The 21,878-nt window shown below is 71.6% G+C and carries 17 protein-coding genes; 16 read left to right on the plus strand and 1 reads right to left on the minus strand.

The window, feature by feature from the left end:
• Positions 1 to 11 precede the first annotated feature (11 nt).
• Positions 12 to 689, plus strand: coding sequence for a GntR family transcriptional regulator (locus ACGFZA_RS11240; RefSeq protein ID WP_385283385.1), 678 nt, complete (start codon positions 12 to 14; stop codon positions 687 to 689).
• A 50-nt stretch (positions 690 to 739) separates the two neighbouring features.
• Here ACGFZA_RS11240 and ACGFZA_RS11245 read toward each other — a convergent pair whose 3' ends face one another.
• Positions 740 to 1,627, minus strand: coding sequence for a helix-turn-helix domain-containing protein (locus ACGFZA_RS11245; protein WP_393678714.1), 888 nt, complete (start codon positions 1,625 to 1,627; stop codon positions 740 to 742).
• Between the two features lie 246 nt (positions 1,628 to 1,873).
• Between ACGFZA_RS11245 and ACGFZA_RS11250 the strand changes: the two genes are divergently transcribed.
• The 15 genes from ACGFZA_RS11250 to ACGFZA_RS11320 all read left to right on the plus strand — a co-directional run bounded on the left by ACGFZA_RS11250 (position 1,874) and on the right by ACGFZA_RS11320 (position 21,651).
• Positions 1,874 to 3,055, plus strand: a complete 1,182-nt coding sequence (locus tag ACGFZA_RS11250) for an ROK family protein (RefSeq protein ID WP_385283422.1) — start codon at positions 1,874 to 1,876, stop codon at positions 3,053 to 3,055.
• 166 nt (positions 3,056 to 3,221) lie between these two features.
• The gene (locus ACGFZA_RS11255) at positions 3,222 to 4,754 is read left to right on the plus strand and encodes a sugar ABC transporter ATP-binding protein (RefSeq protein ID WP_393678715.1); all 1,533 of its coding nucleotides are present in this window, start codon (positions 3,222 to 3,224) and stop codon (positions 4,752 to 4,754) included.
• Positions 4,751 to 5,800 carry an ABC transporter permease gene (locus ACGFZA_RS11260; protein WP_385283392.1) on the plus strand — a complete coding sequence of 350 codons (1,050 nt, stop codon included), beginning with the start codon at positions 4,751 to 4,753 and terminating at the stop codon, positions 5,798 to 5,800. Before ACGFZA_RS11255 ends, ACGFZA_RS11260 begins: the two co-directional genes overlap by 4 nt.
• Before the next feature lie 76 nt (positions 5,801 to 5,876).
• A complete protein-coding gene (locus ACGFZA_RS11265; RefSeq protein ID WP_385283395.1) occupies positions 5,877 to 6,917 on the plus strand; it encodes a substrate-binding domain-containing protein in 1,041 nt (346 codons plus the stop codon).
• A 68-nt stretch (positions 6,918 to 6,985) separates the two neighbouring features.
• Positions 6,986 to 8,224: a Gfo/Idh/MocA family protein gene (locus ACGFZA_RS11270; protein ID WP_393678716.1), complete on the plus strand. Its 1,239-nt coding sequence runs from the start codon at positions 6,986 to 6,988 to the stop codon at positions 8,222 to 8,224.
• 12 nt (positions 8,225 to 8,236) lie between these two features.
• Positions 8,237 to 9,241, plus strand: coding sequence for a sugar phosphate isomerase/epimerase family protein (locus tag ACGFZA_RS11275; RefSeq protein WP_393678717.1), 1,005 nt, complete (start codon positions 8,237 to 8,239; stop codon positions 9,239 to 9,241).
• Positions 9,242 to 9,591: 350 nt separating this feature from the next.
• A complete protein-coding gene (locus tag ACGFZA_RS11280; RefSeq protein ID WP_393678718.1) occupies positions 9,592 to 13,311 on the plus strand; it encodes a ThuA domain-containing protein in 3,720 nt (1,239 codons plus the stop codon).
• Positions 13,312 to 13,428: 117 nt separating this feature from the next.
• Positions 13,429 to 14,547 carry an inositol-3-phosphate synthase gene (locus tag ACGFZA_RS11285; RefSeq protein WP_393678719.1) on the plus strand — a complete coding sequence of 373 codons (1,119 nt, stop codon included), beginning with the start codon at positions 13,429 to 13,431 and terminating at the stop codon, positions 14,545 to 14,547.
• Entirely contained in the window at positions 14,544 to 15,440 is an 897-nt protein-coding gene (locus ACGFZA_RS11290) for an SCO3242 family prenyltransferase (protein ID WP_393678720.1), read from the plus strand. The genes ACGFZA_RS11285 and ACGFZA_RS11290 overlap by 4 nt, the downstream gene beginning before the upstream one ends.
• Positions 15,437 to 16,318: a sugar phosphate isomerase/epimerase family protein gene (locus ACGFZA_RS11295; RefSeq protein ID WP_385288984.1), complete on the plus strand. Its 882-nt coding sequence runs from the start codon at positions 15,437 to 15,439 to the stop codon at positions 16,316 to 16,318. Before ACGFZA_RS11290 ends, ACGFZA_RS11295 begins: the two co-directional genes overlap by 4 nt.
• Positions 16,315 to 17,010 (plus strand): EboA domain-containing protein, encoded by a 696-nt coding sequence (locus ACGFZA_RS11300; protein ID WP_393678721.1) that lies wholly within the window; start codon positions 16,315 to 16,317, stop codon positions 17,008 to 17,010. Before ACGFZA_RS11295 ends, ACGFZA_RS11300 begins: the two co-directional genes overlap by 4 nt.
• Complete coding sequence (locus tag ACGFZA_RS11305) at positions 17,010 to 17,858, plus strand: TatD family hydrolase (RefSeq protein ID WP_385288990.1); 849 nt, start codon at positions 17,010 to 17,012, stop codon at positions 17,856 to 17,858. Before ACGFZA_RS11300 ends, ACGFZA_RS11305 begins: the two co-directional genes overlap by 1 nt.
• A gap of 4 nt (positions 17,859 to 17,862) precedes the next feature.
• Positions 17,863 to 19,038 carry a metabolite traffic protein EboE gene (eboE, locus tag ACGFZA_RS11310; RefSeq protein ID WP_393678722.1) on the plus strand — a complete coding sequence of 392 codons (1,176 nt, stop codon included), beginning with the start codon at positions 17,863 to 17,865 and terminating at the stop codon, positions 19,036 to 19,038.
• Positions 19,035 to 20,432 carry an alkaline phosphatase family protein gene (locus ACGFZA_RS11315; protein WP_385288997.1) on the plus strand — a complete coding sequence of 466 codons (1,398 nt, stop codon included), beginning with the start codon at positions 19,035 to 19,037 and terminating at the stop codon, positions 20,430 to 20,432. Before eboE ends, ACGFZA_RS11315 begins: the two co-directional genes overlap by 4 nt.
• 49 nt (positions 20,433 to 20,481) lie before the next feature.
• Positions 20,482 to 21,651 (plus strand): sugar phosphate isomerase/epimerase family protein, encoded by a 1,170-nt coding sequence (locus ACGFZA_RS11320; RefSeq protein ID WP_393678723.1) that lies wholly within the window; start codon positions 20,482 to 20,484, stop codon positions 21,649 to 21,651.
• Positions 21,652 to 21,878 lie beyond the last annotated feature (227 nt).

Raw genomic sequence — 21,878 nt, forward strand, 5'->3', positions numbered from 1 at the left:
GGGGGACCGCGATGTTGTCCACAGGACTGCCGCAGGGGGCTGTGCCGAAGCTGGAACGGCCCGGTCCGCTGCGCGAGCGCGTCTACGAGGCGCTGCTCGAACTCATCACCACCCGGGCGCTCCGCCCCGGACAGCATCTGGTCGAGAGTGAGCTGGCCGGCCACCTCGGGGTGTCCCGGCAGCCGGTGCGTGAGGCGTTGCAACGGCTCAACACCGAGGGATGGGTCGATCTGCGCCCGGCCCAGGGTGCGTTCGTCCACGAGCCCACGGAGGAAGAGGCGGACCAACTGCTCTCGGTCCGTACGCTCCTGGAGGCGGAGGCCGCCCGGCTGGCCGCCGCCAACTCCGGCACGGCGGGCATCGCCGCCCTGGAGGAGCTCTGCGCCAAGGGGGAGCAGGCCGTCGCCGACGACGACGTGGACCTGGCGGTGGCGACCAACGCCGCTTTCCACGCCAAGGTGATGGAGCTGGCCGGCAACGTCGTCCTCTCCGAACTGGCCGGGCAGGTGGACGCCCGGGTCCGCTGGTACTACACCCCCGTCGCACGGCAGCGCGGTACCCAGTCCTGGATCGAGCACCGCTCCCTGATCGCCGCGATCTCCTCGCGCGACGAGCAGCGGGCGACGGCGGTCATGCGGGCCCACACCGAGCACACCCGTCAGACGTACCACCAGCGCGAAGAGAGCTGATTCCGCACCCCGTGGCCCACCGGGGGCGCCCCCGCTCCCGGCGGTGACTCTCACGCCTCCGGGAGGCGGCCGGACCGGAGGCCCGTGGAGACGCGAGGCTCGGCGGGTGTTCCGCGGCCGGGCCACGCGAGGCCGTCGACGGCGAGAAACCGTTCGCCGGCCACGGCCGAAGGGGTCGCCCCGGTGAACGCCATGACGTCACGATGCAGGTGGGACTGGTCGGTGTAGCCGGCGTCGGCCGCGACTCGGGCCGCTCCCACCCCCGCGACCAGGCGGTGCGCGGCATGGTCGAAGCGCACCAGCCTCCCCGCGCGTTTGGGCGGGAGGCCGAGCTGCGACCGGAACCGCGACCACAGGCGCTTGCGGCTCCATCCGACCTCGGCCGCGAGTCCGTCCACCCGGACCAGGCCGCGGCTGCCGATGATCCGCTTCCAGGCCCAGGCCACCTCCGGGTCCACCGGAGGCCCCGCCGCGTACCGGCGGCAGAGCAGCGCGTCCGTCATCCCGAAGCGGTCCTGCCACGACGCGACCTCGCTCAGTCGCTCGCGGATGCGGGACACCTCCCGGCCCCACAGGTCGTCCAGGGGCACGACGGCGCCGTCGAGTTCGGCGGGGGAGGCACCCAGGACCGCGCGTGCGATCACCGGGGACAGGCGCACCTGTACGCACTCGACGTTCTCTCCCCAGGCCCGGACCGCCCCTCCGGCACCCAGTCCCGGCCCGGCTACGAGGCTTCCCCGCTGCTGCCCGGCGGCGTAGTCGAGGACGGGGGATCCGGCGCCGAAATCCAGGAGAAGCGTCACGGCCGGGTGCGGGACCATCCGCAGCGCGTCCAGGTCGCGGGCGCGGAACCCGGCCATGCCGATACCGGCCACCCGGCTGGGGCGCAGGGGGCTCGCGACGTCCCACACGGCCGTGCCGTGCGTGAAAGTCCGCATCGTCCCATGCTACGTGAGCGGGCCGGGGGAGCGGCTGCCCAGGAGGGGCCGGCGGTGGCGGTGTCCGGACGGGCGCCCGGTTCGCACGGCCCCGGCGCACGCCTCATCACCCCCCTTTGTCCTCAGGGTGGAGAAAGTTGAGGCGGATTCCTGCGCAACTTCTTCCCACTCCCGGCAACCGCTGCTACGTTCCCCTCCAAAGCCCGACGGACAGGCCGATGTGGCGGGGAGGGGCGCGTGAGACGAATGACGGCACGACCCGCGAATGCGCATCAGGCGCGACTGCTTCGGCTGTTGCGCGACGGCGGGCCCAACTCACGGGCACAGCTGGGGGATCAGGTCGATCTCTCCCGCTCCAAGCTCGCCGTCGAGGTGGACAGACTGCTGGAGACCGGCCTTGTCGTGGCCGACGGACTCGCCGCATCCCGCGGCGGGCGTCGCTCGCACAACATCCGGCTCGCCCCGGCACTGCGCTTCCTCGGCGTCGACATCGGCGCCACCTCGGTCGATGTGGCGGTCACCAACGCGGAGCTGGAGGTCCTGGGCCACCTCAACCACCCCATGGACGTACGCGAAGGCCCCGTCGCCATCTTCGAGCAGGTGCTGTCCATGGCGGCCAAGCTCCGGGCCTCCGGGCTCGCCGAAGGGTTCGACGGCGCGGGCATCGGCGTACCGGGACCGGTGCGCTTTCCCGAAGGCATCCCGGTCGCACCGCCGATCATGCCCGGCTGGGACGGATTCCCGGTCCGCGAGGCGCTCAGCCAGGAACTGGGCTGCCCCGTCATGGTCGACAACGACGTGAACCTGATGGCGATGGGGGAGCAGCACGCGGGCGTCGCCCGCTCCGTGGGCGACTTCCTCTGCGTCAAGATCGGCACCGGCATCGGCTGCGGCATCGTCGTCGGCGGGGAGGTCCACCGCGGTACGACGGGCAGCGCCGGCGACATCGGCCACATCCAGGTCGAACCCGACGGGCGTCCCTGCGCCTGCGGCAACCGGGGCTGCCTGGAAGCACACTTCAGCGGCGCCGCACTGGCCCGCGACGCCGAGGACGCGGCACGTGCCGGTCAGTCCCCGGAGCTCGCGGCCCGGCTGGAGGCGTCCGGGAAACTCACCGCCGTCGACGTGGCCGCTGCCGCGGCCGCCGGCGACCCCACCTCGCTCGACCTGATCCGCGAAGGCGGCAACCGGGTCGGACAGGTCATCGCCGGACTCGTCAGCTTCTTCAACCCCGGTCTGGTGGTGATCGGCGGCGGGGTGACCGGACTGGGCCACACGCTGCTGGCCAGCGTCCGGACCCAGGTCTACCGGCAGTCCCTGCCGCTGGCCACCGGCAATCTCCCGATCGTGCTGGGCGAGCTCGGACCCGCCGCCGGAGTCATCGGCGCGGCCAGGCTCATCAGCGACCACCTCTTCTCACCCGCCTGACCTTCTCGAAGCCACCCGGCCAGCACCAAAGGCACCGCCCCCGCGCTCCAGGCCGGGGTCCGGGCACCACCCCGGAACAGCACTGCGCCCTGCCCGCTCACCGGCCCTTCCCCACGCTCCGGCCTCCGCCCGAGCGGGGATACCCCATCCGCCGAGGGGATTTGTCATGGCTCCAGAACCACCGCTGCTCACCATGTCCGGCATCACCAAGTCCTTCCCCGGTGTGCGCGCCCTCGACGGCGTGGACCTGGAGGTCCAGGCCGGCGAAGTCCACTGCCTCCTCGGCCAGAACGGCGCCGGCAAGTCCACCCTCATCAAGGTGCTCGCCGGGGCCCACCAGCCCGACGACGGCGAGATCACCTGGTGCGGGACTCCTGCCGTACTCAAGTCGCCGATCACCGCGATGCGTCTCGGGATCGCCACCATCTACCAGGAACTCGACCTGGTCGAGGACCTGTCGGTCGCCGAGAACGTCTTCCTGGGCCATGAACCGACCAGCGCCGGCTTCGTCGTCCGTACCCGCGAGGGCCGCACCGCGGCCGCCGCGCTGCTGCGACGCCTCGGCCACCCGGAGATCGACCCCGCCCGCGCGGTCGGTGAACTCTCCGCGGCCCAGCAGCAGATCGTCTCCATGGCCCGGGCGCTCTCCCACGACGTACGCCTCATCGTGATGGACGAGCCGTCCGCCGCCCTCGACCCGGACGAGGTCGACAACCTCTTCCGGATCGTCGCCTCGCTGACCGCCGACGGCGTCGCCGTCGTCTACATCTCGCACCGCCTGGAGGAGATCCGCCGGATCGGCGACCGGGTGACCGTGCTCAAGGACGGCCGGGCCGTCGCGGTGGGACTCCCCGCCGAGTCCACACCCACGCGCGACATCGTTGCCATGATGACCGGCCGCAACGTCGAGTACGTCTTCCCGCCCCGGCCCGAACCCGTCCCCGAGGACGTCCGGTCCACTCCCGCCCCGGTCCTCAAGGTCCAAGGCCTCGCCAGGAAGGGCGAGTTCGACCCGGTCGACCTGGAGCTCAGGCCCGGTGAGATCGTCGGCCTCGCCGGCCTCGTCGGCTCCGGGCGCTCCGAGATCCTGGAGACCATCTACGGGGCCCGCAAGGCCACCGCGGGCCGGGTCACGGTCGCGGGCAGGCCGCTGCGGCCCGGCAGCGTACGCGCCGCCGTCGCCGCAGGCATCGGTCTCGCCCCCGAGGAACGCAAGGCGCAGGCCCTGCTGATGCTCGAATCCGTCACCCGCAATGTCTCTGTTTCCTCCATGTCCCGCTTCTCCAGGGGTGGTTGGGTCGACCGGGGAGCTGAGCGGAAGGCGGCCCGCGCCGCCACCCGCGAACTCTCCCTGCGCCCCGACAACCCGGACACCCCCGTCCGCACCCTGTCCGGCGGCAACCAGCAGAAGGCGGTCCTCGCCCGCTGGCTGCTGCGCGGCTGCCGGGTGATGCTGCTCGACGAACCGACCCGCGGAGTGGACGTCGGCGCCCGCGCCGAGCTCTACGCCGTGATCCGCCGGCTGGCCGACGAAGGCCTCGCCGTTCTGCTCGTCTCCAGCGAAGTGCCCGAAGTCCTGGGCCTCGCCGACCGGGTGCTGGTCCTCCGTGAAGGCCGCGTCGTGCACACGGCGGACGCGGGGGAGCTCGACGAGCACCGTGTACTCGACCTCGTGATGGAAGGGAGCCCGACGTCATGACGCAGCCCGTCTCATCGGCGCAGCAGAGCGGGCCGGACAAGGGCGCCGTGCCCGTGTCCGCCCCCGCGTCCCCGAAGAAGGACCGGTCCCCGCGTGCCTTCGGGTTCCGCGCGGACGTCCGCAACCTCTCCCTGCTCGGCGTCCTCGCCGCGCTCGTCGTCGTCGGTGGCATCACCGAGCCCGACGCCTTCCTGGACACCGGGAACCTCCAGCTCATCCTGACCCAGGCGTCCGTCATCGGTGTCGTCACCGTCGGCATGACCTTCGTCATCATCGGCGGTGGCATCGACCTGTCCGTGGGCGCCATGGTCGCGCTCGCCTCCGTCTGGGCGACGACGCTCGCCACCCAGGACTTCGGCTTCGCGGGCATCCTCTTCACCGCCGTCCTGGTCGGCCTCGGCGCCGGACTCGTCAACGGCGTGCTGATCGCGTACGGCAGGCTGGTGCCGTTCATCGCGACGCTGGCGATGCTCGCCTCCGCCCGCGGACTGGCCCTGAACATCACCGACGGAAAGACGCAGATCGTCACCGTCAAGTCGGTCCTCGACCTGGGGCTGCCCGACGCGTACGTCCTCGGCATCCCGCCGCTGGTCATGATGTTCGCGGTGGTCACCGTCGTGGGCTGGCTGGTGCTGAACCGTACGACCTTCGGGCGGCGCACGGTCGCAGTCGGCGGCAACGCGGAAGCGGCCCGGCTGGCCGGCATCGACGTACGCCGGCAGCGGCTCTACCTCTACCTGCTGTCCGGGCTCTGCTGCGGCATCGCCGCCTTCATGCTGATCATCCTGTCCGGATCGGGCCAGAACACCAACGGCAACCTGTACGAGCTCGACGCCATCGCCGCCGCGATCATCGGCGGCACCCTGCTCACCGGCGGCCGCGGCACCATCGTCGGCTCCGTCCTGGGTGTCCTCGTCTTCACCACGATCACCAACATCTTCGCGCTCAACAACCTGCAGACCGATGTCCAGCAGATCGCCAAGGGCGCGATCATCGTCGCGGCCGTCCTCGTCCAGCGCCGGACGTCGACCCACGGAGAGACCTGACCCTCCGTCTCCGCCCGTTCGACCCCCGCTTGTCCACCGTCCTCACTCCGCACATCGGATGAAGGGTTTGACAGCCATGCCAGAAACCAGCCGCAGAGGACTCCTCTTCGGGACTGCCGCCGTCTCCGCGGGCGCTCTGCTGACCGCCTGCACCAGTAATGAGCCCAAGGAGAAGAACACCGCCTCGCAGAGCAACGCCCCCGCCGCCGACGACAAGCCGGGCAAGCCCGTCACCATCGGCTTCGCGGGCCCGCAGGCCGACCACGGGTGGCTCAACGCGATCAACGAGAACGCCAGATCGCGGGCGAAGAAGTACTCCGAGGTGACCCTGGAGACCACCGAGGGCTCCAACGACACCGCCGCCCAGATCGGCCAGGTCAAGACCCTCATCAACAAGAAGGTCGACGTCCTCGTCATCCTCCCGGCCGACGGCAAGGCACTCACCCAGGTCGGCCTGGAGGCCATGCGGGCCGGCATCCCCGTCGTCAACCTGGACCGCATCTTCGCCTCCCCGCAGGCCTACCGCTGCTGGGTCGGCGGTGACAACTACGGCATGGGCCTCAACGCGGGCACGTACATCGGCGAACAGCTCAAGGGCAAGAGCAACGCCAAGGTCGTCGAGCTCGCCGGCATCGACAGCCTGGAGCTGACCAAACAGCGCAGCCAGGGCTTCGCCGACGCGCTGAAGAACTACTCCAACATCGAGCTGGTGGCCCGTCAGGCCGCCGACTTCACCGTGGAGTCGGGCCAGAGCAAGATGTCGCAGCTGCTCCAGGCGCAGAAGAAGATCGACGCCGTGTGGAACCACGACGACGACCAGGGAGTGGGCGCGCTGCGCGCCATCGAGCAGGCGGGCCGGGACGAGTTCCTGATGGTCGGCGGTGCCGGTGCCAAGTCCGCGATGGACGCCATCAAGGCGGGCAACAGCGTGCTCAAGGCCACCGTGCTCTACCCGCCGACGATGGCCGCGTCCGCCATCGACCTGGCCCGAGCGCTCGGCCAGGGCAAGGGTGTGGCCGGACTCTCCGAGCTGGAGATCCCGACCAACCTCACCCTGTACTCGGCCGTGGTCACCAAGGAGAACGTCGACCAGTACCTGCCGACGGGCTTCAACTGAGCCGCCCCGCGGGAGGGTGCTGACCCTCCCGCCGCACCCACCGAACCACCGATGAGGAGGAAGCCCGGATGGCCCGTAGGGAAGAGACGGAGCAGGAGGCGGCCGCGCCGCCGACGTACCGGCCGATGGCGAGCGTACCGACGCTCGGGGTCGGCATGGTCGGATACGCGTTCATGGGCGCCGCCCACTCGCAGGGATGGCGCACCGCGGGCCATGTCTTCGAGCTGCCGATGAGGCCGGCTCTCGCCGCGATCTGCGGACGCGACCGGTCGGCGGTCGACACGGCCGCCGACCGGCTCGGCTGGGCGGCGGCGGAGACCGACTGGCGCGCCCTGATCGCCAGGGACGACGTCCAGCTCGTCGACATCTGCACCCCCGGCGACAGCCATGCGGAGATCGCCATCGCGGCTCTGGAGGCGGGCAAGCACGTGCTGTGCGAGAAGCCGCTCGCCAACACGGTCGCCGAGGCGGAGGCCATGACCGAGGCGGCGGCGCGGGCCGCCGCCCGCGGCCAGATCGCCATGGTGGGCTTCAACTACCGCAAGGTGCCCGCGATCACCTATGCCCGCAAGCTCATCGCCGAGGGCCGGCTGGGCACCCTGCGGCACGTCCGGGCCACCTACCTCCAGGACTGGCTGGTCGACCCCGCGTCCCCGCTCACCTGGCGGCTGAAGAAGGAGCACGCGGGCTCCGGGGCGCTCGGTGACCTCGGCGCGCACATCGTGGACCTGGCCCAGTACCTGGCGGGGGAGCTGCTGGTGGGGGTGTCGGCGGTGAGCGAGACCTTCGTCCGCGAACGGCCCCTGCTCGCCGGCCCCTCGGGGGGGCTCGGCGGGGTCGCTGCCGGCGGCGCGCTCGGCACGGTGACGGTGGACGACGCGGCGCTGTTCACCGGGCGGCTGGCCTCCGGCGCCCTGGCGTCCTTCGAGGCGACCCGGATGGCGGCCGGACGCAAGAACGCGCTGCGGCTGGAGATCAACGGCGAGCTCGGTTCGCTCGCCTTCGATCTGGAACGCCTCAACGAACTGTCCTTCCACGACCACACCGAGCCCGCCACCACGGCCGGCTTCCGGCGCATCCTGGTCACCGAGCCCGAGCATCCGTACCTGGAGGCCTGGTGGCCGCCGGGCCACGCGCTCGGCTACGAGCACACGTTCATCCACCAGGCCCGTGACGTGGTGCGGACGATCGCCGAAGGGGCCCCGCCCGTGCCGTCGTTCGCCGACGGGCTGCAGGTGCAACGGGTGCTGGCGGCGGTGGAGGAGAGCGCCGCGAAGAACTCCGTACTCACGCCCGTACCGTCCTAGGAGGTCCTGCGCATGCCCCGTCCCTTCACCCTCTTCACCGGCCAGTGGGCCGACCTTCACCTGGAGGAGGTCTGCCGGTACGCGCGCGACTTCGGCTACGACGGCCTCGAACTGGCCTGCTGGGGCGACCACTTCGAAGTGGACAAGGCCCTGGCCGACCCCGGCTACCTGGAGAGCCGGCACCAACTGCTCGACAAGTACGGGCTGAAGTGCTGGGCGATCTCCAACCACCTCGTCGGCCAGGCCGTCTGCGACAGCCCGATCGACGAGCGCCACCAGGGCATCCTGCCCGCCCGCATCTGGGGCGACGGGGAGCCCGAGGGGGTGCGGCGAAGGGCCGCCGAGGAGATCGGGAACACCGCGCGGGCGGCTGCCGCCTTCGGAGTGGACACGGTCATCGGCTTCACCGGCTCGTCGATCTGGCACCTGGTCGCGATGTTCCCGCCGGTCCCGCCGCACATGATCGAGCGCGGGTACGAGGACTTCGCGGAGCGCTGGAACCCGATCCTCGACGTCTTCGACGCGGAGGGGGTGCGGTTCGCCCATGAGGTGCATCCCAGCGAGATCGCGTACGACTACTGGACCACGCACCGCGCGCTGGAGGCGGTGGACCACCGGCCGGCGTTCGGGCTGAACTTCGACCCGAGCCACTTCGTGTGGCAGGACCTCGATCCGGTGGGCTTCCTGTACGACTTCCGGGACCGGATCTACCACGTGGACTGCAAGGAGGCCCGCAAGCGCCTGGACGGCCGCAACGGCCGGCTCGGCTCGCACCTCCCGTGGGGCGATCCGCGCCGCGGCTGGGACTTCGTCTCGGCCGGGCACGGGGACGTGCCCTGGGAGGACGTGTTCCGGATGCTGCGGTCCATCGGGTACGAGGGACCGGTGTCCGTGGAGTGGGAGGACGCGGGCATGGACCGGCTGGCCGGTGCGCCGGAGGCGCTGACGTCGCTGAAGCGGTTCGACTTCGACCCGCCGAGCGCGTCGTTCGACGCGGCGTTCGGCGGCAAGGACTGAGCCCCGGGGGCGCGGGCCCTCCCGGGGCTCCGCCCCCTTGCCCCGCGCCCCCTTACCCCTGCTCCCCGGTCGCCGGAGGGGACCGAACGTGCCCAGCGGCACCCGCACACGCCGCCGGGCCGCTCCCCCCTGCCCACACCCCCCTTTGTCCTGGTCCAGGGAAAAGTTCGACAAGACCGCCGCACAAGGGCTTTCCGTCCCGGACGAACAGGTCTACCGTCCAAAGCGTGTACATGACATAACTCCCGTCACCGGAGCCGCACAGGCCCCGGCTGACCTGCGCGGCAGTCCCCGCGCGTCACGGCTCGGCAGCACCCGCCCGTACCACCGGCCATCTCCGGAGGACACTCGTGCACAGAACCCGCAGCAGGACCCGAACAAGGCTCCGTCTCCGCAAATCTCTCGCTCTGTTCACCGGCGGCCTCCTCGCCGCCGCCACCCTCAGCCTGGGTGCCACAGCGGGCACGGCCGCCGCCCACGAGGACCATCCCGCGCCCGCCCCGGCCGCCGAGGACTTCCAGCAGGTCACCCTCGCCAAGGGTGCCGCCGAGACCGGCGAGCCCATGTCGCTGGCCGTGCTCCCCGACCGCAGCGTGCTGCACACCTCGCGCAGCGGCGAGCTGCGCATCACCGACAGCGCGGGCAACACCCGGATATCCGGCGTCATCCCCGTCTACTCGCACGACGAGGAAGGCCTCCAGGGCATCGGGGTCGACCCGAAGTTCAGCGAGAACCGGGCGATCTACCTCTACTACGCACCCCCGCTGGACACGCCCGCCGGCGACGCCCCCGAGACCGGTACCGCCGCCGACTTCGCCCCGTTCGACGGGGTCAACCGGCTCTCCCGCTTCGTTCTCAACGAGGACGGCACGCTGGACCTCGGCAGCGAGAAGAAGGTCCTGGACGTCCAGACGTCCCGCGGCATGTGCTGCCACGTGGGCGGCGACATCGACTTCGACGCCGACGGCAACCTGTACCTGTCGACCGGCGACGACTCCAACCCCTTCGCCTCCGACGGCTTCAGCCCCATCGACGAGCGCCCGGACCGCAACCCGGCGTTCGACGCCCGCCGCTCGGCCGGCAGCACCAACGACCTGCGCGGCAAGATCCTCCGCATCAAGGTCGCCGACGACGGCTCGTACACCGTCCCGGACGGCAACCTCTTCGCGCCGGGGACGGACAAGACCCGCCCCGAGATCTACGCGATGGGCTTCCGCAACCCGTTCCGCTTCTCCGTCGACAAGGCCACCGGCATCGTCTACGTCGGTGACTACGGGCCGGACGCCGGCGCGGCCGACCCCAAGCGCGGGCCGGCCGGGCAGGTGGAGTTCGCCCGGGTGACGAAGGCCGGAAACTTCGGCTGGCCGTACTGCACGGGCAATAACGACCCGTTCATCGACTACGACTTCGCCACCAAGACCTCCGGCGCCGCCTTCGACTGCGCGGCCCCGAAGAACACCTCGCCGCACAACACCGGCCTCGTCGACCTTCCCCCGGCCCAGGCCGCCTGGATTCCGTACGACGGCGCATCCGTCCCGGAGTTCGGCACCGGCTCGGAGTCCCCGATGGGCGGACCGGTCTACCACTACGACGCCGACCTCGACTCGCCCGTGAAGTTCCCCGAGGCCTACGACGGCGACTTCTTCGCCGGTGAGTTCGGCCGGCAGTGGATCAAGCGCATCGAGCAGGACGCCGACGGCAAGGTGCAGTCCATCAACGACATCCCGTGGTCCGGCACCCAGATCATGGACATGGCCTTCGGGCCCGACGGGGCGCTGTACGTCCTGGACTACGGCCTCTCCTGGTTCGGAGGCGACGAGCACTCCGCGCTCTACCGCATCGAGAACGCCACCGGCGGACGCTCCCCGATCGCCGAGGCGTCCTCCAACAAGACATCGGGCACCGCGCCGCTGAAGGTCCAGTTCTCCTCGGCCGGCACCGCCGACGGCGACGGCGACGCTCTCACGTACGCCTGGGACTTCGGCGACGGAGGGACCTCCACAGCCGCCAACCCCGCGTACACGTACAAGAAGAACGGCACCTACACCGCGACCGTCACGGCGAAGGACCCCTCCGGACGCACCGGCTCGGCCAGCGTCCACGTGACCGTCGGCAACACGGCACCCCAGGTGAACCTGGAACTCCCCGGTGACGGACAGCTGTTCACCTTCGGTGACGAGATCCCGTTCAAGGTCAGCGTCACCGATCCCGAGGACGGCACGATCGACTGTTCCAAGATCGAGGTCCGCTTCGTCCTCGGACACGACAGCCACGGCCACCCGATCACCTCGGCCCACGGCTGCACCGGCACCATCAAGACCGAGATGGACGGCGGGCACGACCCCAACGCCAACATCTTCGGCGTCATCGACGCCTCGTACACCGACGGCGGGGGCGGCGGCCAGGCCGCACTGACCGGCCACGACCAGTCACAGCTCCAGCCGCGCCACCGGCAGGCCGAGCACTTCAGCGACTCCTCCGGCATCAAGACGTACGACAAGGCGAATGCCGAGGGCGGCAAGACCGTCGGCGACATCGACAACGACGACTGGATCTCCTTCAAGCCGTACATCCTCGGCGACTCCACCAAGCTCACCGCCCGGATCTCCTCCGGCGGCGCGGGCGGCTTCCTCGAAGTGCGGTCCGGCTCGGCCGACGGGAAGATCCTCGGCTCCGCACCGGTGCCGGTGACCGGTGGCTGGGAGACCTTCCAGGACATCGACGTACCGCTGCGCGGCGTCCCGAAGAAGGCCACCGAACTCTTCCTGGTGTTCAAGGGCGGCGCGGGCGCGCTCTACGACCTCGACGACTTCGAGCTCTCCAACACCCCGCCCGACAAGACCGCCAAGCGGGTCCTGGTCTTCTCCAAGACCGCGGGCTTCCGCCACGACGCGATCCCCGAGGGCATCGCCTCACTGAAGGAGCTCGGCAAGGACAGCAACATCACGGTCGACGCCACCGAGGAGGCCGGCCAGTTCACCACCGCCAACCTGGCCCGCTACGACGCCGTCGTCTTCATGTCGACGACCGGTGACGTGCTGAACACCAACCAGCAGAAGGCCTTCGAGAACTACATCGCGTCCGGTGGCGGCTACATGGGCATCCACGCCGCCGCCGACACGGAGTACGACTGGTCCTTCTACGGCGGCCTCGTCGGCGCCTACTTCTCCGGTCACCCCGCGATCCAGCCCGTCACCGTGCGCGTCGAGGACCACAAGAACCCGGCCACCGCCCACCTCGGCGACGCCTGGGAGCGCACCGACGAGCTGTACAACTACCGCACCAACCCGCGTGACAAGGTCAAGGTCCTCGCCACGCTCGACGAGACGACCTACACCGGCGGCACCATGAAGGGCGATCACCCGATCACCTGGTGCCAGGCCTACCAGGGCGGCCGCTCCTTCTACACCGGCCTCGGTCACACCAAGGAGTCCTACGCCGACGCCGACTTCCGCAAGCTGCTGCTCGGCGGGGTCCGGTACGCGGCCGGCCAGGTCAAGGCCGACTGCAAGCCCGACACCGGCTACCGGCCGCTCTTCAACGGCTCCACGCTCGAAGGGTGGAAGCAGGCCGGGCCCGGCACATTCAACGTGGTCGACGGCGAGCTGCGCTCCGAAGGCGGCATGGGCCTGCTGACCTACCAGGCCAAGGAGCTGGCGTCGTACTCCCTGAAGCTCGACTGGAAGCTCTCGGGCGACGACAACTCGGGCGTCTTCGTCGGCTTCCCCGAGTCCGACGACCCCTGGTCCGCGGTGAACAACGGCTACGAGGTCCAGATCGACGCCTCCGACGCCGTCGACCGCACCACCGGCTCCGTCTACACCTTCAAGGCGGCCAACACCAAGGCACGCGACCAGGTGCTGAGGCCGCCGGGCCAGTGGAACAGCTACGAGATCAAGGTCCAGGGTGAACGGCTCCAGATCTTCCTGAACGGAGTGAAGATCAACGACTTCACCAACACCGACCCGGTCCGCAGCCTCAAGGACGGCTACATCGGCCTCCAGAACCACGGGGCCGACGACCAGGTGTCCTTCCGCAACATCCAGCTGAAGGAACTGCCCTCGGCGTAGGGCGGCACCCGGCCGGCGGCGGGCGGGGCGTCACACCCCCCGCCCGCCGCCGCCTCCCCCTCATGTACAGCGCCACCAGCTCTGCCCATCCAGGACCCCCAGCCAGGGAGGCAGCCCGTGTCAACAACCGGCATTCGTACCGGAGTCTGGTTCATCGGAGCACGCGGCTCCGTCGCCACCACCGCCACGGCGGGGTGCGCGGCGATCGCGGCGGGCCTCCACCCCGGGGCGGGCATGGTCACCGAGACCGCCCCGTTCGCCGACAGCGGTCTGCCGCCCGTGACCTCGCTCGTCTTCGGCGGCCACGACATCCTGGACTGTCCGCTTCCCAAACGGGCCGAGGCGCTGGCGGCCGGGGGAGTGCTGCCGCACGGGCTCCCGTCGGCCGTGCGCTCCGAACTCGCCGACGCCGACGCGGAGATACGCCCCGGAGGCCCCCTTCCCGGCGACACCCGCACCGACGAGGAACTCATCACCGCGTTCGCCGCCGACCTCATCGACTTCGGCCGCCGGGGCGGCCTCGCCAGGACCGTCGTCGTCAACGTCTCCTCCACCGAACCGGCACCCGCCGAAGGTGCGGAACGGCTGCCCGCCAGCTCGCTCTACGCCGCGGCGGCCCTCCGGGCCGGCTGTCCGTACGTCAACTTCACCCCCTCCACGGGGCTGCGCGCCCCGTCCCTCCAGGAATCCGTCGCGGCCTGCGGCCTTCCCCACGCCGGCCGCGACGGCAAGACGGGCCAGACCCTGCTGCGCTCCGTGCTCGCCCCGATGTTCGTGCAACGCGCCCTGCCCGTACGGGCCTGGTCCGGCACCAACCTGCTGGGCGGGGGCGACGGGGCCGCACTCGCCGACCCGGCGGCCGCCGCCGCGAAGAACGCCGGCAAGGAACGCGTCCTCGCCGACACCCTCGGCGCCGCTCCCGAGGGCGAGGTCCACATCGACGACGTCCCGGCGCTCGGTGACTGGAAGACAGCCTGGGACCACATCGCGTTCGACGGATTCCTCGGGGCGCGCATGGTGCTCCAGACCACCTGGCAGGGCTGCGACTCCGCCCTCGCCGCACCTCTGGTGCTCGACCTGGCCCGGCTGCTCGCCCGCGCCCACGAGATCGGCCTGACCGGCCCGCGGCCCGAGCTCGGCTTCTACTTCAAGGACCCGGACGGCGGACCGGCCGCACTGTCCGAGCAGTACCTGGCGCTGCTGGCCTTCGCCGAGCGGCTGCGGGGGGAGAAGTGACGGCAGGCGCCTGGGCGGAACTGCTCAGGGTCTCCGCACTGTTCACCGTCCCGGGCGACGCACTCGCGGGTGCGGCGGCCGTCGGACGGCGCCCCGGCCGCTCGACGGCCCTGGCCGCCGGTGCCTCTCTCTGCCTGTACGAGGCGGGCATGGCGCTCAACGACTGGGCCGACCGCGACGAGGACGCCGTCGACCGGCCGCACCGCCCGATCCCGTCGGGACGGATCACCCCCCGGGCCGCCCTCACGGCGGCCGGAGTCCTCACCGGGGCCGGTCTGGTGCTCGCCGCCCGCGCGGGGCGCCCGGCCCTCACCGTGGCCGCAGGCCTCGCGGCGACCGTCTGGGCGTACGACCTCCGCCTGAAGCACACCCCCGCGGGCCCCGCCGCGATGGCGGCGGCGCGGGGGCTTGACCTGCTCCTGGGAGCGACGGCCACCGGGGCTGCCCCTGCGCCCCGGGCGACCCGCACGGCACTCACCGCAGCCGCCCTGCTGAGCACCCACACCTACGCGGTGACGGCCGTCTCGCGCCACGAGACCCGGGGCGGATCATCCACCGCGCCGCTCGCCGCCCTCGCGGCCGCCGCCGCGATCGGCGGCGCGGTGGTGAGCGAGGGGCCGGCCTCCCGGGGCGCGGCACGGGGCGCCCCCGCCCGAATCCTCCTCACCGCGCTCACCGGCGCCTACCTCCGCACCGCCGCCCGCCCCCTCGCGCACGCCGCGCTCAACCCGTCGCCGCCGCTCACCCAGCGCGCCGTCGGCGGTGGCATCCGGTCGATGATCCCGCTCCAGGCGGCCCTCGCCGCACGCGCCGGAGCCGCCGGTACGGGGCTCGCGCTCATGGGCCTCGTACCGCTCGCCCGCGCCCTCTCCCGGAAGGTGAGCCCCACATGACACTCCGCCTCGGCTACGGCACCAACGGGCTCACCGACCTCCGCCTGGACGACGCCCTCGGCCTCCTCGCCGACCTCGGCTACGACGGCGTCGGCCTGACCCTCGACCACATGCACCTCGACCCGATGGCCCCGGACCTCGCCGCGCGCACCCGCCGCGTCGCCGCCCGGCTCCAGGATCTGGGGCTCGGCGTCACCGTGGAGACCGGGGCCCGCTACGTGCTGGACCCGCGCCGCAAACACGGGCCCTCGCTGCTCGACCCGGACCCCGAGGCCCGCGCCGACCGCACCGCGCTGCTCGTCCGGGCCGTCGACGTCGCCGCCGGGCTCGGCGCCCACGCCGTGCACTGCTTCAGCGGCGTCACCCCGCCCGACACCGCCCCGGACACCGCGTGGCAGCGGCTCACCGAGGCCCTGGGCCCGGTCCTCGACGCGGCGGACCGGGCCGGGGTGCCCCTCGCGATCGAGCCGGAGCCCGGACACCTCCTCGCCAACCTCGCCGACTTCCATCACCTGAGGGTGCTGAGCGGCGACCCGGAGCCGCTCGGGCTCACCCTCGACATCGGCCACTGCCAGTGCCTGGAGCCCGCCCTGCCCGTCGACTGCGTACGCGACGCCGCCCCCTGGCTGCGCCACGTCCAGATCGAGGACATGCGCCGCGGTGTCCACGAGCACCTTCCCTTCGGCGACGGCGAGATCGACTTCCCGCCCGTGCTCGCCGCACTCGACGCGCTCGGTGACACCGGATACGCCGGGCTCACCGTCGTCGAGCTGCCCCGCCACTCCCACGCGGGCCCCGAACTCGCCCGCACCTCAATCGACTTCCTGAACAAGCACCGCCCGTCGAGTGCCGAGACCGCCGAAGGGAGCACACCATGACGAACACCCCGACGGCCCCGCTCCTGACCCGCAAGGAACTGGACAGCCTGCTCGGCGGAGCCGCGCGCGCCTGGTTCGACGAGGCCCTCGCCGAGGCCGCCCACGCGGCATCCCACCCGGACACCGCACCCGCGGACAGCTACGCCGTGCCCCCGTGGGAGCTGCGGTACGCCGCCGCCGGCCGCCACTGCGGACTCGGACACGCCGACTCCGTACGCACCCTGCTGATCGTCGAGTCCCGCGCCGGGCTGCCCGCCCTGACCCGCCTCTACGCACAGGGCACCGCCGCCGAACGCCGCGCCGTTCTGCTCGCCCTGCCCGCACTGGACCTCGGCGCCACCGCGCTCCCACTCGTCGAGGACGCCCTGCGCACCAACGACACCACGCTGGTCGCCGCGGCCGTCGGCCCGTACGCCGGCACCCATCTCGACCCGCACAACTGGCGCCACGCCGTCCTCAAGTGCCTGTTCACCGGGGTCCCCGTCGAGGCCGTCGACCAACTGGCCCGGAGATCACGGGGCGACGCGGAACTCGCCCGGATGCTCGGCGACTTCGCGGCCGAACGCATCGCGGCGGGCCGCCCCGTCCCCGCCGGCCTGCACCGCGTGCTCGCCCTCACGGCCCCCGGCCCGGACGCCCCCGGACCCGCCACCGCTCCAGTCGCCCCCACGGCCCCACCCGAGGAGTCCTGATGCGCATCTTCGACCCCCACATCCACATGACCTCCCGCACCACGGACGACTATCAGGCGATGTACGACGCCGGGGTCCGCGCGCTCGTCGAACCCTCTTTCTGGCTGGGCCAGCCCCGCACCTCGCCCGCCAGCTTCTTCGACTACTTCGACGCCCTGCTCGGCTGGGAGCCCTTCCGCGCCGCCCAGTACGGCATCGCCCACCACTGCACACTCGCCCTCAACCCCAAGGAGGCGAACGACCCGCGCTGCACCCCCGTCCTCGACGCCCTGCCCCGCTACCTCGTCAAGGACTCCGTCGTCGCCGTCGGCGAGATCGGCTACGACTCGATGACCCCGGCCGAGGACCACGCACTGGCCGCCCAGCTCCAGCTCGCCGCCGACCACGCACTGCCCGCACTCGTCCACACCCCGCACCGCGACAAGCTCGCCGGTCTGCGCCGCACCATCGACGTCGTGCGCGAGTCCTCTCTCGCCCCGGAACTGGTGCTGCTCGACCACCTCAACGAGACCACAGTGAAGGACGCCCTCGACAGCGGCTGCTGGGCCGGCTTCTCCATCTACCCCGACACCAAGATGGACGAGGACCGCATGGTCGCCGTCCTCAAGCTGCACGGCACCGAGAAGGTTCTCGTCAACTCGGCCGCGGACTGGGGGAAGAGCGACCCGCTGAAGACCCGGCGGGTCGGCGACGCCATGCTCGCCGCGGGCTTCACCGAGGACGACGTCGACCAGGTCCTGTGGCGCAACCCCGTCGCCTTCTACGGGCAGAGCGGCCGCCTCCACCTCGACACCGCCGCCCCGGAACCCCTCCACGAGGGCAACTCCATCCTGCGCGGCGGGGAGTGAGGCCATGCGCTTCCGCCACCCCGACGGCACCGTCGTCCACCTCGCGTACTGCACCAACGTCCACCCCGCCGAAACCCTCGAAGGCGTCCGCGCCCAGCTCCGCGACCACTGCGAACCCGTACGCAGACGGCTCGGCCGCGACCGCCTCGGCATCGGCCTCTGGCTCGCCAGGGACGCCGCCCGCACCCTGATCAACGACCCGGCGCAGCTGCGCTCCCTGCGCGCCGAGCTCGATCTCCGCGGCCTCGAAGTCGTCACCCTCAACGGCTTCCCGTACGAGGGGTTCGGCGCCGAGGAGGTCAAGTACCGGGTGTACAAGCCGGACTGGACCGACCCCGAACGGCTCGCCCACACCACGGACCTCGCCCGGCTCCTCGCCACGCTCCTGCCCGACGACGTCACCGAGGGCACCATCTCCACCCTCCCGCTGGCCTGGCGCACCCCGTACACGGGCGACCCCGACGCGGCCCGCACCGCACTCGCCGCGCTCACCACCCTCGGCGAACGCCTCGACGCGCTCGCCGAACTCACGGGGAAGTCCATCCGGATCGGCCTCGAACCCGAGCCCGGATGCACGGTCGAGACCACCGCCGACGCCATCGCCCCACTCACCGCCGTGGGCCACCCACGCATCGGCGTCTGCATCGACACCTGCCACCTCGCCACCTCCTTCGAGGACCCGGACACCGCACTCGACGCGCTCACCGCCGCAGGCATCCCCGCCGTCAAGGCGCAGCTCTCCGCCGCCCTGCACGCCGAGCACCCCCACCTCCCCGAGGTGCGCACCGCCCTCGCCGCCTTCGCCGAACCCCGCTTCCTGCACCAGACCCGCATCGCCACCGCCGCGGGACTCCGGGGCACCGACGACCTCGACGAGGCCGTCACCGGCGAGGCCCTGCCCGACAGCGCACCCTGGCGCGCCCACTTCCACGTCCCCCTGCACGCTCCGCCGGCGCCCCCGCTCACCTCCACCCTGCCCGTGCTCCGGTCCACGCTGACCCGCCTGGTCGGCGGGGCGCGGCCGCTCACCCGGCACCTGGAGGTCGAGACGTACACCTGGCAGGCGCTCCCGGACGAGCTGCGCCCCCGTACCCGCGCCCAGCTCGCCGACGGCATCGCCGCCGAACTCACCCTCGCCCGCGACCTCCTGGTCGACCTCGGCCTCAAGGAGCTGCCATGACCACCGCCGGGACGACGCCCAGCCCCACCCCTCTCCTCGTCCTCGACGTCGTCGGGCTCACTCCGCGCCTCCTCGACCACATGCCCCACCTCAAGGCCCTGGGCCGGTCGGGTACCCACGCCCCGCTCGGCACCGTGCTGCCCGCCGTCACCTGCGCGGCCCAGTCCACCTTCCTCACCGGCACCGCCCCCGCCGAGCACGGCATCGTCGCCAACGGCTGGTACTTCCGCGAACTCGGCGACGTCCTCCTGTGGCGCCAGCACAACGGACTCGTCGAGGGCGACAAGCTGTGGGACGCCGCCCGCCGGGCCCACCCCGGCTACACGGTCGCCAACATCTGCTGGTGGTACGCCATGGGCGCCGACACCGACTACACCGTCACCCCGCGCCCCGTCTACTACGCCGACGGCCGCAAGGAACCCGACTGCTACACCCGCCCGCCCGCCCTCCACGACGAACTCACGGACAAGCTCGGCACCTTTCCCCTCTTCCACTTCTGGGGACCCGGAGCCGACCTCGTCTCCTCGCAATGGATCATCGACGCGACCCGCCACATCCTCGACACCCGCCACCCCGACCTCGCCCTCTGCTACCTGCCGCACCTCGACTACGACCTCCAGCGCTACGGCCCCGACGACCCGCGCGCCTTCGAGGCCGCGGCCGACCTCGACCGGGCCGTCGCCCCGCTCCTGGACGACGCCCGCCGCGAGGGCCGCACCGTCGTCGCCCTGTCCGAGTACGGCATCACGCGTGTCGACCGGCCCGTCGACATCAACCGCGCGCTGCGCCGGGCAGGACTCCTGGAGGTCCACACCCAGGACGGCATGGAGTACCTGGACCCGATGGCCTCCCGGGCCTTCGCCGTCGCCGACCACCAGATCGCCCACATCTACGTACGCCGCCCCGAGGACCTCGAAGCGGCCCGCGAGGCCCTGGCCGGCCTCCCGGGCATCGAGCAGCTGCTCGACGACGAGGGCAAGAAGGCCCAGGGCCTGGACCACCCCCGCTCCGGCGAGCTGGTGGCCGTCGCCGAGCCGGACGCCTGGTTCACGTACTACTACTGGCTCGACGACGACCGCGCGCCCGACTTCGCCCAGCTCGTCGAGATCCACCGCAAACCCGGCTACGACCCCGTCGAGCTCTTCATGGACCCGCAGGACCCGTACGTGCGGGTCAAGGCGGTCACGGCGGTCGCCCGCAAGAAGCTCGGCATGCGCTACCGCATGGCCGTCGTGCCACTCGATCCCTCACCCATTCGAGGCAGCCACGGCCGCCTCCCCCTGAGCGAAGACGAAGGTCCGCTCATCCTCTGCTCCACCCCCCGCGCGTTCACCGGACCCGTCCGGGCCACCGAAGTGAAGTCCCTGCTCCTCACGCTGGCCGGCCTCGCATGAGACCGGTCTGTGCACAGCCTTGTGCGCACCTTCCAGAAAGAGAGAGACCGTGACCGAGTTCAACGACGCATCCGGAACGGACGGCGCGCTGCGCCGCAGCCTCGGCATCGACCGCCGCCGCTTCCTCAGCACCTGCACGGCCGTCGGGGCGGCGGCGATCGCCGCACCCGTCTTCGGCGCATCGCCGGCCCTCGCCGGGCCCGCCTCCCACCAGGGACACGGTCACGACCATGGCCACGGCCACGGCCAGGCGCTGGTCCCGGCGAACAAGCGGGGAATCATCCTGTACACCGTGCGCGACGCCACGGGACGCGACCCGCTCAGCACCACCCTTCCCTCCGGCTTCCGCGACGTCTTCAAGGAGCTGGCCCGCTACGGCTACAAGCAGGTCGAGTTCGCCGGCTACGGCCAGCACGCCAACGCCCCCGGCGGCAGCAACCTGGAGACGGTGGAGGGCGCGAAGCTGCTGCGGTCGTGGCTGGACGACTACGGGCTGCGCGCCCAGGGCAACCACGGCTTCATCCCTGGGTCCTGGCCGCTGAGCCAGAGCGACCTGGACCAGTTCAAGCGGCACCTCGAAATAGCCAACATCCTCGGCATGGACCACATGGGCACCGGTGGCGACCCCACCGGCAGCGCCTACCGCGCCGACTGGGACGTGGCCGCCGACAAGTGGAACGCGCTGGGCAGGATCGCTCACCGCGAGGGCATCAAGCTGTACACCCACAACCACGACGCGGCCTACGGCTTCCTGCTCGACGGCGGTCCGCTGGACGCACAGGGACGGCCCACCCGCAGCTCGGGCATCCGCAAGCTGGAGTACTTCCTCAAGATCACGGACCCCAAGACCGTCTGGCTGGAGATGGACGTCTACTGGGCGCACGTCGCCCAGTACAAGTTCCACACCTACACCGCGCTCGACGGATCGGTGCGGGAGAACGTCTTCGACCCCGCGGCCGTGGTCCGCCGCTACAACAAGCGCTACCCGCTGTTCCACGCGAAGGACGGTGTCATCAACACGGCCAGCGGCGACGGCTACGACATGGTTCCCTTCGGCACCGGGGTCATCGACTACCGGACCTTCTTCAGCCGCGTGGGGGAGGCCCACTACCGCAACCCGATGGTCGAGCAGGACACCGCACCGAGCTCGACGGACCTCGCGCAGTCGCTGAAGCAGGCGCGGATCAGTTACGAGGGCATGGCGGCACTGCGCAAGTAGCACGCTCGGCGGGCCCGCCCCCGTCGTGCCTCATACGTCGGGCCTCCCCGCACAGGTGCGGGGAGGCCCGACGTATGAGAGGTGTGAGCTGTCGCCCCTAGGGCGTGTTGTGAAAGTAGCGTCGTCCGCCCGGAGGGCGGGGCTCGCGGCGTCCGGTGCGGTGCATCGCAAGGCGGAGGGTCGCCCGCGTACCGGACGTACTCGGGCGACCCCGACAACGCGGCGAG

This window comes from Streptomyces sp. NPDC048211 (assembly GCF_043202315.1).
In the GTDB taxonomy this organism is placed as follows: Bacteria; Actinomycetota; Actinomycetes; order Streptomycetales; family Streptomycetaceae; genus Streptomyces.